The sequence below is a fragment of the Saccharopolyspora phatthalungensis genome (assembly GCF_014203395.1).
In the GTDB taxonomy this organism is placed as follows: domain Bacteria; phylum Actinomycetota; class Actinomycetes; order Mycobacteriales; family Pseudonocardiaceae; genus Saccharopolyspora; species Saccharopolyspora phatthalungensis.
Genome location: NZ_JACHIW010000001.1, coordinates 3,047,082 through 3,059,704, shown reverse-complemented (window position 1 = coordinate 3,059,704; position 12,623 = coordinate 3,047,082). Strand labels below are relative to the sequence as shown.

General features: G+C 67.8%; 13 protein-coding genes. 3 read left to right on the top strand and 10 right to left on the bottom strand.

Going from position 1 to position 12,623, the window contains the following annotated elements:
* Nucleotides 1-83: 83 nt before the first annotated feature.
* From BJ970_RS14125 to BJ970_RS14110, 4 genes are all read right to left on the bottom strand, one after another.
* A complete protein-coding gene (locus BJ970_RS14125) occupies nt 84-1,598 on the bottom strand; it encodes an aldehyde dehydrogenase family protein (protein WP_184726687.1) in 1,515 nt (504 codons plus the stop codon).
* Between the two features lie 72 nt (nt 1,599-1,670).
* The gene (locus tag BJ970_RS14120; RefSeq protein ID WP_184726686.1) at nt 1,671-2,645 is read right to left on the bottom strand and encodes a hypothetical protein; all 975 of its coding nucleotides are present in this window, start codon (nt 2,643-2,645) and stop codon (nt 1,671-1,673) included.
* A 117-nt stretch (nt 2,646-2,762) separates the two neighbouring features.
* Nucleotides 2,763-3,026 carry a hypothetical protein gene (locus BJ970_RS14115; protein ID WP_184726685.1) on the bottom strand — a complete coding sequence of 88 codons (264 nt, stop codon included), beginning with the start codon at nt 3,024-3,026 and terminating at the stop codon, nt 2,763-2,765.
* A 21-nt stretch (nt 3,027-3,047) separates the two neighbouring features.
* Nucleotides 3,048-4,721, bottom strand: coding sequence for a sodium:solute symporter family protein (locus BJ970_RS14110; RefSeq protein WP_184729091.1), 1,674 nt, complete (start codon nt 4,719-4,721; stop codon nt 3,048-3,050).
* 306 nt (nt 4,722-5,027) lie between these two features.
* Here BJ970_RS14110 and BJ970_RS14105 point away from each other — a divergent pair, with 306 nt between their 5' ends.
* Nucleotides 5,028-5,273, top strand: a complete 246-nt coding sequence (locus BJ970_RS14105) for a hypothetical protein (protein ID WP_184726684.1) — start codon at nt 5,028-5,030, stop codon at nt 5,271-5,273.
* 135 nt (nt 5,274-5,408) lie between these two features.
* Here BJ970_RS14105 and nucS read toward each other — a convergent pair whose 3' ends face one another.
* Nucleotides 5,409-6,068, bottom strand: coding sequence for an endonuclease NucS (nucS, locus tag BJ970_RS14100; protein WP_184726683.1), 660 nt, complete (start codon nt 6,066-6,068; stop codon nt 5,409-5,411).
* 137 nt (nt 6,069-6,205) lie between these two features.
* Between nucS and BJ970_RS14095 the strand changes: the two genes are divergently transcribed.
* Nucleotides 6,206-7,618 carry an amino acid permease gene (locus tag BJ970_RS14095; protein ID WP_184726682.1) on the top strand — a complete coding sequence of 471 codons (1,413 nt, stop codon included), beginning with the start codon at nt 6,206-6,208 and terminating at the stop codon, nt 7,616-7,618.
* A gap of 86 nt (nt 7,619-7,704) precedes the next feature.
* On the opposite strand, the gene BJ970_RS14090 is transcribed toward BJ970_RS14095, so the two are convergent.
* Complete coding sequence (locus tag BJ970_RS14090) at nt 7,705-9,336, bottom strand: glycoside hydrolase family 13 protein (protein WP_184726681.1); 1,632 nt, start codon at nt 9,334-9,336, stop codon at nt 7,705-7,707.
* A gap of 191 nt (nt 9,337-9,527) precedes the next feature.
* Between BJ970_RS14090 and BJ970_RS14085 the strand changes: the two genes are divergently transcribed.
* Nucleotides 9,528-10,067 (top strand): NUDIX domain-containing protein, encoded by a 540-nt coding sequence (locus BJ970_RS14085; protein ID WP_184726680.1) that lies wholly within the window; start codon nt 9,528-9,530, stop codon nt 10,065-10,067.
* Nucleotides 10,068-10,088: 21 nt separating this feature from the next.
* Here BJ970_RS14085 and BJ970_RS14080 read toward each other — a convergent pair whose 3' ends face one another.
* The 4 genes from BJ970_RS14080 to ehuC all read right to left on the bottom strand — a co-directional run bounded on the left by BJ970_RS14080 (nt 10,089) and on the right by ehuC (nt 12,613).
* Nucleotides 10,089-10,406 (bottom strand): putative quinol monooxygenase, encoded by a 318-nt coding sequence (locus BJ970_RS14080; protein ID WP_221467149.1) that lies wholly within the window; start codon nt 10,404-10,406, stop codon nt 10,089-10,091.
* Between the two features lie 64 nt (nt 10,407-10,470).
* Entirely contained in the window at nt 10,471-11,235 is a 765-nt protein-coding gene (gene ehuA, locus BJ970_RS14075) for an ectoine/hydroxyectoine ABC transporter ATP-binding protein EhuA (RefSeq protein ID WP_184729090.1), read from the bottom strand.
* Between the two features lie 13 nt (nt 11,236-11,248).
* Nucleotides 11,249-11,899 (bottom strand): ectoine/hydroxyectoine ABC transporter permease subunit EhuD, encoded by a 651-nt coding sequence (ehuD, locus tag BJ970_RS14070; RefSeq protein WP_184726678.1) that lies wholly within the window; start codon nt 11,897-11,899, stop codon nt 11,249-11,251.
* Nucleotides 11,900-12,613, bottom strand: a complete 714-nt coding sequence (gene ehuC / locus BJ970_RS14065; RefSeq protein WP_184726677.1) for an ectoine/hydroxyectoine ABC transporter permease subunit EhuC — start codon at nt 12,611-12,613, stop codon at nt 11,900-11,902.
* Nucleotides 12,614-12,623: the final 10 nt, after the last annotated feature.

Genomic DNA, 12,623 nt, shown 5'->3' with positions numbered 1-12,623 from the left:
ACCTCCGCGCCCGGTCGGGGGTGCGAGAGCAAGGGAACCTTCCTGTCACCCACCGCGCAAGCCCAGCGGAAACGCCGAGTGGATCAACGGCCGCGTACCAGGCGGGTCAGGCGCACCAGGCGTCGCACGGTGCCCTTGGACCGGCCGAAGCTCATCGGGTTGAGCAGCATCCGGTACCGGGTCCGGGTCACCGACTGCGGTCGGGTGAATTCGCGCAACCCGTCCGCACCGTGGATCCGGCCGAATCCGGAGTCTCCGACGCCGCCGAACGGCAACGACGGCACCCCGGCAAAGGCGTTGACGGAATTCACCGAAACCATGCCGACGCGCAGCTGCCGCGCCAGCTCCAGGCCCCTGGCCCGTGAGAACACCGCCGCGCCCAGGCCATAACGGGAGTCGTTGGCGCGGGCCACGCCCTCGTCGGCGTCGCGGACCCGCTGCACCACGATGGTCGGCCCGAAGGTTTCCTCGGTAAGGGCGGTCGACTCTTCCGGTACGTCGGTGAGCACCACGGGTTCGACGAACGGGGGGCGCACCGAATGCTCGCCGCCGACCAACGCCCGCCCGCCCCGGTGCAGCGCATCGTCGATGTGGCCGCGGATCACGTCGACCTGCGACAGCATCGTGATCGGGCCGAGGTCAGCGCCGGGCTCGCCGCCCGGCCGTAGCTTCCCGGCCCGCTCTGTGATCATCTCAAGGAGCCGGTCCGCGACGGCGTCGACCACGTAGACCCGTTCCACTCCGATGCAGGTCTGCCCGGCGTTGGACATCGCACCCCACACCGCCGCGTCCGCGGCGGCCCCCAGGTCGGCGTCGACGTCGACGATCAAGGCGTCCTTGCCGCCGCATTCCACCACCACCGGGACCAGGTTCTCCGCGCAGGCGGCCATCACCCGCTTGCCGGTGGCGGTCGAACCGGTGAAGGCGACCTTGTTCACCCCGGCCGCGCACAGCGCCGCACCCGTTTCACCGAAGCCGGTCACCAACTGGAAGACCGGGTGCTCGGGCACGGCCTCGGCAAAGCTGTCCACCAGCCACTGCCCGACGCCCGGTGTGAGCTCGCTTGGCTTGAACACCACGGCGTTGCCCGCGGCCAGCGCATAGGTGATCGAGCCCATCGGTGTGAACGCCGGGAAGTTCCACGGCCCGATGACCCCGACCACCCCGTGCGGCAGGTACTCGACGGTGGCGGCCTGGCTGGCCATCAGCACCCCGGTCGCGACTTTCCGCCGGCGCAGCACCTTTTCCGCGTTGCCGGCCGCCCAGTGCAGATGGTTGATCACCAGGACCAGTTCCAGCCGGGCGTCGTCGAGCGGCTTGCCGGTCTCCGCGCAGATCACGCCCGCCAGTTCGTCGACGCGCTTGGCCAGCAGCTTCCGCCACGCGTCGAGCCATTGCTTGCGCCCCGCGAACCCGAGCTCGGCCCACGCCGACTGGGCTTCGCGCGCCGCCGCCACCCGCCCACCGACCTCGGCCGCGTCATGCATCGGATGGCGGCCCACGACCTCGCCGGTGCGGGGGTCGATCGATTCGAACGTCGGGGACTGCTCGGTGGTCGCGTTGGACGTCTCGACGCTGCCACGGGCGGTCTGGGTCATCGCCGGCCTCCCACCTTTACGTCGGTCGTTGTCATCGTGCAGCCTACGGAATCCGGTGTCCGACCGGGTCCGTCACGCGGTCGGCAGCTTCGCCCGCACCTGCCGTGCCAGGTTGGTGGCGTTGGCGCAGGTGTCCATCGGGATGTTGTTCATGTTCATCACCTCGACGTGCACGTACTCGCTCTCGCCCGCCGCGTTGGCCTTCTTGCGGTGCTCCCACTCGATCTCGCAGGTCGGGGGGTCGTTGGTGGGCACCACGACAGCCCGCACCCCGCCGAGGTCCAGGGGCGGCAGGGCGGTGCTCTGCGGGTCGCCGACCTCGAAGCTCAGCTCCACCGAGACGCCGTTGCCCGCGAACCACTCGCACTTGTAGAGACCTTCCCCGCCCGTCGAATCCGGCGTGGCGCCCATTGACGCGTCGCGAACCGCGGCCTGGTCGAGGATCCCGCATGGGTCGAACCCGGCCAGCCCACCGGACACGCGCGGACTGACCGGGGGTTTCGTCCGAATGATTTCGACAACGTCGGCCAAGATCTGCACGGCCGGGGAGCAGACGTCCGCCTGGTCGCTGCGCAGCTGGATCTCCAGCCCGCGCGGCGCGGCGAGCAGCCTGGTCTCGGCTCCGGTGTATGCCGCTCGCGTGAAGCAGGTGTCCGAACCGTTGTCGGTGATCTCGGCGGGCAGCCCGCCGATGCGGTGCGTACTGGGTTGGCCGGTCTCGGCATCGAAGTACAGGGTGACGTCGAAATCCTTGCCGTAGCGGTCCTTCATGTAGTTCGCGCAAGTCCCGAGGCCGTTCGGGGTGAATTGCGGCGCTGGTGTGCCGTATTTGCTCAGGTCGACCGCCTGCAGCGTGGCGCACACGTCGACGCCGCGCAGCCGGTCCGGCGCGAAGGCCGGGTCGAGCAGCCCGGGCTTGTTGGTTTCGAACTTCGGCACCTCGACGGTCCGCCGGGACGACACCGACTTGGCCCCCGCCGAGGCACAACCGGACACGGCGGTGAACACGGCGAGCAGCACGGCGATCAAGGTCACGGGGCGGGGCACGTCGATCACACTATCGAGCCGATCGCCCGCCGGGGGCCGGAACCTGCGGATCCGCCGGGAAGCCGACGGCGCCCGCACCGGAGGGTGGGGGCGCCGTCACATGGGGTGTTCGCGGCTTTACGGCTCGGGGGTTGGCGTCCTGGCTTCGTCGGGCACCACGATGGGTCGCAGCCTGGCCCAGCCCACTAGCACCACCGCGAACACGATCATGCCGATGCCGGCCCAGAGGTTGATGTTCAACCCGGCGGCCTTGTCAACGGCGGATTGCGGCTGCGTCGCTCCCACGACCACGAGCACCACGCCGTAGACGGCGAACAGCAGCGCGATCACCGTTCGGATGTCGAAGGCACCCGCGGTGTGCCCCGAACCCTGACCCGTCATGGGGAGACCTCCTTGTCAGCGTCAGCCGAAGATGATGTTGAGGGCGATGATGAGGACCAGGGCGATCCCGGCCAGCAGGCCCGGACGCCGGTACCAGCCGGCGTCCTCCCCGGTGGTGGCCGCCCGCAGGCTCGCCCGCGGCGTCAGCGCGTAGACCAGCCCCACCAACTCGGTCTCGGCCTTGGGCCGCGTCGCCAGCGACACCAGCACACTGACCACGATATCGACCACGAACGCCACACCCGCGCCCACGAAACTGGCCCCCTGCCCCGGCAGGTCCAGCACCCCGGTCTCCGACATCGCGAACACCACCACCGCCGAGACCGTGCCCAGCACCAGCCCCGACCAGCCCGCATGCGCCGTCATCCGCTTCCAGAACATCCCCAGGATGAACGTCGCGAACAACGGCGCGTTGAAAAACGAGAACAACTGCTGCAGGTAATCCATCAGGTTCGAATACCCCGCCGCGATGAACGCCGTGCCCACCGCCGCCAGCGTCGACCCCACCGTCACCCAACGACCCATGTTCAAGTAATAGTGATCCGCCCGGTCACGCACCACATAGGACTGCCAGATGTCATAGGTGAACACCGTGTTGAACGACGAGAGGTTCGCCGCCATCCCCGCCATGAACGAGGCCAGCAACCCCGCCAACGCGATGCCCAGAATCCCGTTGGGCAACAGATCCCGCATCAGCAACAAGATCGCGTCGTTGTAATCCACACTGCCCGACCCCGTCTGCTTGAACGCCGCCAACTCCGGGATCAGCACCGCCGCGATCATCCCCGGGATCACCACGATGAACGGGATGAACATCTTCGGAAACGCCCCGATGATCGGCGTGCGCTGCGCCGCCGACATGCTCTTGGAGGCCATCGCCCGCTGCACCTCGACGAAATTCGTCGTCCAGTACCCGAACGAAAGCACGAACCCCAGCCCGAACACCAGCCCCACCACGCTCAGCACACTGTTGCTGAACCCGGTCAACTGAGTGCCCGGCCACGCCGAAAGCTGCTCGGCACCACCCGGACCCGCACTGACCTTGGCCACCAGGCCCTGCACCCCGCCGACCTTGACCAGCCCCACGATCGTCAACGGCAACAACGCCGCCACGATCACGAAGAACTGCAACACCTCGTTGTAAATCGCCGCCGACAACCCGCCCAGCGCCGTGTAGGACAACACGATCGCCGCCGCCAGCAACACCGACAACCACAACGGCCACCCCAGCAACGCGTTGACGATGCTGGCCAGCAAATACAGGTTCACCCCCGCGATCAGGATCTGCGCCACCGCGAAACTGATCCCGTTGACCAGATGCGCCGCCTTGCCGAAACGACGCAACATGAACTCCGGAACGCTGCGCACCTTCGAACCGTAGTAGAACGGCATCATCACCACGCCCAGAAACAGCATGGCCGGCACCGCACCGATCCAGAAGTAGTGCATCGTCGGCATCCCGTACTGGGCGCCGTTGGCCGACATACCGATGATCTCGATCGCACCCAGGTTCGCCGAGATGAACGCCAACCCCGTCACCCACGCCGGCAACGCCCGCCCCGACAGGAAAAAATCGAGACTGGTGGACACCGCACGCCGCGCCAGATACCCGATACCCAGCACAAAAACGAAATACAACGCCAACAACGCAAAATCGACAGCGTTGGCATCGAGAAGCCGACCCTGGGCTAGCACCACCGCCACCCCACCTCCAGATCCAACAAATTCGAACGACAACCACCACACGTACAACCGCAGCCGGACAGTACCGCACAGTGGGGCAGATCACACCGGGTCGATATCATTTCGTTGGATCTCGACACTAAATCGATCAGGCGGTTGCCGCTGACTGAAGCGTCCCGCCGGGTGCCCGGGCAGCGCGCGACACCTCCCACAGCGCAGCAGGGCCATGTGAGTGATATGTGGAAAACCGCTCCCCCGCAACGGAATGTGACCGGTAGCGTCACCGTTGGCAAACGCGGCAGCGACTGGGGAGATGCTGTGAACGCCCGGATCGACCTGGCGATCATCGCCGGACTCTCGGAAAACCCGAACGACCGGACCATCGACGACCAGACGACGAGCGACACCGAATCCGCTCACAGCCGACCGGACCGGTTCCCTCGGCACCTCGCCCGACTGCTGGCTCAGGCCCCGTGGGCCGCTGTGCGGGCGCGGAGTTCCGGCCGACTGCGGCCGTGCGGCTGCCACGGCAAACCCGACCACAGCCGACGCGGATTCCGTTAAACGCCAACGCCTTTCAGCAGGTTGTCCACCGACGGCCTGATCGACTGCAATGTGATCAAAACAACCTGACAGATAGGAGCGGACACCTCGCCACCCCAGGGCCGACCCGGCCCCCCGGTGACGGGACGGCGTCAGTCAGAAGAGCCGGTACTCGTCCGGCTCGATGCCGCGCAGCGTGTCGTAGTCCAAGACCACGCAGCGGATGCCGCGATCCTCGGCCAGCGTACGCGCCTGCGGTTTGATCTGCTGCGCCGCGAACACCCCGGTGACCGGCGCCAGCAGCGGATCCCGGTTAAGCAGCTCCAGATAGCGGGTCAGCTGCTCGACACCGTCGATCTCGCCGCGCCGCTTGATCTCGACCGCGACGCTGGCGCCCGCGGAATCCCGGCACATCAGGTCCACCGGTCCGATCGCGGTCGGGTACTCGCGCCGCACCAGCGACCAACCGTCACCGAGGGTCGTGACGTGCTCGGCGAGCAACTCCTGAAGGTGGGCCTCCACACCGTCCTTGACCAGGCCCGGCTCGACGCCCAGCTCATGCTTGGAGTCGTGCAGCACCTCTTCGATGGTGATCACCAGCTTCTCGCCGGCCTTGTTCTGCACCGTCCACACGCCGGGGTCCTCGATCAGCCAGCACGGCGGGCTCATCCAGTTCAACGGCTTGTAGGCGCGGTCGTCGGAATGCACCGACACCGAACCGTCGGCCTTGACCAGCAGCAGTCGCTGCGCCATGGGCAGGTGCGCGGTGAGCCGGCCGACGTAGTCCACCTGGCAACGGGCAATGACAAGTCGCACCCGCCACAGAGTACGGACGTCGATCGAGAAGTCGAGCACCCCCGGGGCACACCGCCCATGATCACCGGTTCGGAAAGGCTGTACCTCGATATACGCACCAAGCGGTATACGCACTGAGCAAGATAACGTTACTCCTCGTGTCCTTTGCCCGAGCGCTGCTCCGCGTCAAGCCCGCCGAGCAACTCGCCGACGATGGCTCGCACACCCGGCTGCGCCGAACCTTGGGGCTGGTGCCACTGGTGGCGCTGTCGGTCGGCGCGACCCTCGGCACCGGGATCTTCGTGGTGCTCGCGAAAGCCGCGCCCGCCGCTGGCCCCGCCGTGGTCGTCTCGTTCGTGCTGGCCGGGGTCGCCGCGCTCTGCTCGGCGTTGTCCTACGCCGAGCTAGCGGGCAGCGTGCCGGTGTCCGGATCCGCCTACTCCTACGCCTACGCCACGCTCGGCGAACTGGTCGCCTGGATCTGCGGCTGGTGCCTGCTGCTGGAGTATGGGGTGTCGGTCGCTGCGGTCGCGGTCGGCTGGGGCGGCTACCTGAACGAGTTCCTGCAGGGCACCGTCGGCGTCACCATCCCGGATGCCTTCGCCGCGCCGCCGGGCGACGGCGGTGTGTTCAACTTCCCGGCCGCACTGATCGTGCTGCTCGCCGTGGGCGTGCTGCTGCTGGGCGTGCGGGAAAGCGCGCGAGCCACCACGATCACCACGCTGATCAAGATCGCGGTGCTGGTGTTCTTCTTCGCCGTGGCGATCACGGCCTTCCGCCCCGAGAACATGACCCCGTTCGCTCCGGCCGGATTCACGGGCATCTCGATGGGCGCCTCGGCGGTCTTCTTCTCCTTCATCGGCTTTGACGCCGCCTCCACGGCCGGCGAGGAAGCGCGCAACCCGTCCCGTGACCTGCCCCGCGCGATCATCCTGTCGCTGGCGATCGTCACCGCCATCTATGTGCTGGTCGCCTTCGCCGCGGTCGGCGCGGTCGGTGCCGGGGTTCTCGGCGGGTCCGATGCCTCGCTGGCGACTGCGCTGCGCATCGTGACCGGCCAGGGCTGGTCCTCGGTGGTGCTCGCATTCGGCGCGGTGGTCGCCATTTCCTCGGTGGTGCTGACCGTCCTGTACGGGCAGACCCGGATTCTGGTGTCGATGTCCCGCGACGGACTGATGCCGGGAATGCTGTCCAAGGTGAACCGGCGGGCGGTGCCGGCTCACAACACCGTGGTGGTCGGCACCGTGGTCGCGACGCTCGCGGCGGTGGTTCCGCTCAACCAGCTCGCCGAAGCGACCAGCATCGGCACCCTGGTCGCGTTCGGTCTGGTCAACATCGGTGTCCTGGTGCTGCGCCGCACCCGGCCCGAGCTACCGCGCAGCTTCCGCACCCCGCTGATGCCAGTGGTGCCACTGCTCGGCCTCGCCCTATGCGGGTACCTGATCTTCGGCCTCGACGCGATCACCTGGCTCACCTTCGCGATCTGGACCGCGGTCGGCCTCGTCGTGTACTTCGGCTACGGCCGCCGCCGGTCCAAGCTCAACCACCCGCTCACCGCGTCGTCCAAGTAGAAGTAAGGGAACTTTCCTGTCATCCGGAAGCCGTCCCCCCGTCTCCGGCGCGCCGCGAAGTGACAGGAAAGTTCCCATGCTGTTAATCAGGAGTGGCGTAGCCAGGCTGTGGCGTCGGCGGGGAGAAAGCCCGCTTCGGGTGGGGCGCTCGACAGGACGAGCTCGCCGGGCGGGAGCGGGATGGCTGTGGCACCGGTATTGACCAAGATCAGGATGTTGCCCGCGCGCCGGAAAGCCAGCACGTCTCCGATGTTGTGCCGGTCGTCCCAGCTGAACGTTTCGTCGTCGCTGAACGACCGGCGCAGTCGCAGCGCGGCGCGGTAGAGCGCCAGCATCGAATCCGGGTCGCCCCGCTGAGCCTGCACCGAATAGGTGCCCCAGCCGGCGGGTTGCGGCAACCACGAACGCGCGCTGCTGAACCCGAAAGACACCCCGTCGCGGGTCCATGGCAGCGGCACCCGGCAGCCGTCGCGGCCCTTTTCCTTGTGCTGGGAACGCACCCACTTCGGGTCGCGCAGGACCTCTGCCGGCAGATCCGCGACCTCCGGGAGCCCGAGTTCCTCGCCCTGGTAAAGGTATGCGGAGCCGGGCAACGCCAACACGAACAAGATCGCCGCGCGCGCCCGCCGGGTGCCCAGTGCGAGGTCCGTCGGCGGGTCGGTGCCGTTGGAGGCCAACCAGACCCGCAGGTCGACATCCCCGGGCAACCCCAACGCCGACACCTGCCGCACCACGTCGTGGTTGTCCAGCGCCCAGGTCGCCGTGGCGCCCACCGAGCACGCGGCGGCGATCGACTCCGTCACGATCCGCCGGTACTCCGCGGCCTGCCAACGCACCCGCAGGAATTCGAAGTTGAACGCCTGCTGCAGTTCGCCGGGCCGGATGTACTGGATTCGCCGATCGCCGCGCACCCACGCCTCGGCGACCCCGACCAGCGGCGGATCGAACTCGTGAAACACCCTGTTCCACTCGCGATACACGTCGTGCACCCCGGGCCGGTCCAGGAAGGGGTGGTCGGGATTGGCCGCGAAGTCGTCCAGCCCGCTGCTGCCCTCCCCGCCGACCACCTCGCGCAGCGGCTCGCGCAGGTCCTTGACCAAGGCCGCGGCCACGTCCACCCGGAAGCCGTCGACGCCACGGCGGCCCCAGAACCGCAGGATGTCCAGGAACTCGGCGCGCACATCGGGGTTTTCCCAGTTCAGGTCCGGCTGCTCCGGGGCGAACAGGTGGAGGTACCACTGGCCGTCCGCCACCCTGCTCCAGGCACGACCGCCGAAGCGGGACTCCCAATTGCTCGGCGGGCTCCCCCCGTTCGGCCCCTTGCCGTCGCGGAAGACATAGCGGTCACGCGCTGGGGAGCCGGGCCCGGCGGACAGGGCCTGCCGGAACCATTGGTGCCGGTTCGAGGTGTGGTTCGGGACGATGTCCATCAGCACCCGGATCCCGCGCTCGTGCGCGGCGGCCACCATCCGGTCGAAGTCCCGAAGCGAGCCCAAGGCAGGGTCGATGTCTCGGTGGTCGGTGATGTCGTAGCCGCCGTCGCACCACGGGGACGGGTAGCAGGGCGTCAACCAGATCGCGTCCACGCCCAGCCACGCCAAGTAGTCCAACTTGGATGTCAGCCCCGCGAGGTCCCCGACACCGTCGGCGTTCGAGTCGGCGAAGCTGCGGGGGTAGATCTGGTAGGTGACCGCATTTCGCCACCAGTGGTGTGGCATTCGGGCCCCTCCGCGAATGGTGATTGGTGTGCGCCTTCGAGGTTCCCAGTCCGTGTTGATTTACGCGCTTTCGGCGGTCACCGGCATTTAGTCCGCACCCAAGCAGAGCCTCAGGCGATCGCGCGCATATGCGAACACACCACGGTCTGACCGGGTGACGCGCCGTGCCCGCCGTCCGGCACGATGGCCGCATGCGACAGACGAGCAGCCGTGAGGTGTACGCCAACCCGTGGATGACCGTTCGCGAGGACGGCGTGGTCCGGGCCGACGGTTCCGAGGGGATCTACGGCGTGGTCGACAAGCCGGACTATGCGCTGGTGATCCCGCTCGACGGCGACCGGCTCCACCTCGTGGAGCAGTTCCGCTACCCGCTGGACACGCGACGTTGGGAGTTTCCGCAGGGCACCGCGCCGGACAGGGCCGACGTCGGGGCCACCGAACTGGCCGCGCGGGAGCTGCGCGAGGAAACCGGCCTGCGGGCCGCGAATCTCGTCGAGATCGGCGTTCTGGACGTCGCCGCGGGCATGTCCAGCCAGCGCGGGCGGGTGTTCCTGGCCACCGGACTCACCCAGGGCGAACACGATCGCGAACCGGAGGAGCAGGACATGCGCGCCGCGTGGTTCTCCCGGACCGAGTTCGAGAAAATGATCTGCGCGTCGGAGATCACCGATGCCCAGTCGATCGCCGCCTACGCCCTGCTTCTCCTGCACGAACGCCGGAACTCGGCCTGAACCGCCGCCGGGCTCCCCCGATCACAGCCCCACGCCGCCCAGCGTGGTCAGGTCGACGCGCTCCGGGGGCTTCGCCAGCATGCCCAGCACGCTTTCGATGCTCACGTCCCCGGCGAAATTCGCGGCCGCCGCAAGCGCGGCGTCGGCGCTGGCCTCGTCCGCCCACGCCTCGACCACCCGCACCGTGTCCGGGTCGCCGGAATCCTGACTGATGATGTAGAGCTCGCACCCCGGCACCTCCCGGAGGCCCTCAGCGACCTGCAGCATCGCGGCCGCGAGGTCGCCGCCCCTGCCGGGTTTCGCGGTGAAGGCCATCAAGCGACCGACCTTCGTGGTCATCGGCATCCTCCCGGCGGTTTCGAACCCTTCGGGGACCCTAGCCGCCGACGCCGACAGCCACCGGTCAAGCCTCCTCCAGCACCGAACGCAGGAACTTCCGCGTCCGCTCCTGCTCCGGCTTCTCGAACAACTCGGCGGGCGGCTTGTCCTCGATGATCTTGCCCCGGTCGAACATCAGCACCCGGTGCGAGACGTCGCGGGCGAACTTCATCGCGTGCGTCACGCACAGCATCGTGATGTCGCTGGTGCGCGCCAGGTCTCGCAGCACATCGAGCACCTCGGCTGCCAGTTCCGGGTCCAGGGCCGAGGTGATCTCGTCGAGCAGCAGCACATCCGGGCTCATTGCGAGCGCTCGGGCGATCGCCACGCGCTGCTGCTGGCCGCCGGACAGCTGCGTCGGATAGGCGTCGATCTTGTCCGCCAGTCCCACCATCTCCAGCAGCTCCCGCGCTCGCCGCTCGGCGTCCTCTGTGGACTGTCCGAGCACGTGGACCGGTGCTTCGGTGACGTTGCGCAGCACCCGCATGTTCGGGAACAGGTTGAACTGCTGAAACACCATCCCGATCCGCTTGCGCACCCTTCGCAGGTGCTTCTCGTCGGCGGGCACCAGGCGTTCGCCGCGCCGCACGTGGGTCAAGCACTCCTCGCCGACGTGGATGGTGCCGCCGTCGGCCCGCTCCAGGGTCATCAACAGGCGCAGGATCGTCGTCTTGCCCGATCCGCTGGGCCCGATCAGGGTGACCCGCTCGCCCGGCCGGACCGAGAAGTCCAGTTCGTCCAGGACCACGTTGTCGCCGAACCGCTTGACCACGCGGTCGAACCGGATCATGTCGTGGCCCGCTTCAGATCCCAACACGGCGTTCCAACCTCCGCACCAGCAGCGACGACGGATAGCTGAGCAGCAGGAAGCAGATACCGGCCAGGGTCAGCGGCTCGACGTACCGGTAGGCCTCCGACCCGGCCTCCTGCGCCGCTCCTACCAAGTCGAGTACCCCGATCGCCAGCAGCAGCGGCGTTTCCTTGAACATCGAGATCGTGTAGTTGCCCAGCGCGGGCAGCACCCGCGGGATCGCCTGCGGCAGGATCACGCCCGTCCACACCCGGTGGACGGGCAAGCTCAGCGCCGTCGCGGCTTCCCACTGGCCGCGTGGTACTCCCTCGATCCCTGCGCGGTAGACCTCCGAGGTATAGCAGGCGTAGTGCACGCCGAGCCCGATCACGCCCGTGGTCAGCGACGAGAACCGCACGCCGATATCCGGCAGCACGTTGAACAGGAAGTACAGCTGCACCAGCAGCGGCGTGCTCCGAACGAACTCGACGAACACCCAGACCGCCCCGCTGACCAGCCGGATCCGGGACCGGCGCAGCAGGGCCAGCACCAGGCCCAGCGCGAAGGCCACGATCGAACCGAGCACCGTGGCTTCGAAGGTCACTACTAGGCCGCGGAGGATGTCCGGGATGATCCGCCCGGTGAACTCCCAGTCCCAAATCAACTAGATCGCCCCGCCCTCGACCCGGCCGAGCACCTTGGCCGGCTCGACGGGTTTGCGGCCGACCGCCGCTGCCGCACGCCGTTCCAGCACCCGCATCACCGCCGTGATCAACACCGACAACACCAGGTACAGCGCCAGCATCAGCAGGTAGATCAGCGCGATCTGGCCGGTGAAGTTCGGTTCGAGGACGTCCCGGCCCTGGTAGGTGATCTCGTGCACGAAGATCAGCGACAGCAGCGCGCTGCTCTTCAGCAACTGGATGAACAGGTTGTTGAACGGCGGGATCATCTCCACCACCGCCTGCGGCAAAATCACCCGCCACATTCGCTGCACTGGGCTGAAGCTCAGCGCGACCGCGCATTCGTGCTGTTCCTTCGGTACCGCCTGCACCGCGCCGCGCACGATCTCGCCGCCGTAAGCACCGTGGTTCAGGCCGAGCACGAGGATGCCCGCCCACAGCGGCAGCAACTCGAAGCCGACCAGCAGCGGCAGCGCGAAGAAGATCCAGAACAGCTGGACCACTTCCGACGTGCCGCGCCAGACCTCGACGTAGACGCGAGCGATCAACCGTGCCCACCGCCACGGCGACAGCATGCCGAACCCGGCCGCGAACGACAGCACGATGCACAGCGCGATGCCGCCCAACGTCGCGATCACCGTCGCCGGCACACCCTGTAGCAGGACCGAGAGGAAGTGCGAGAAGTTCTCGAACATGTCGCCTCCC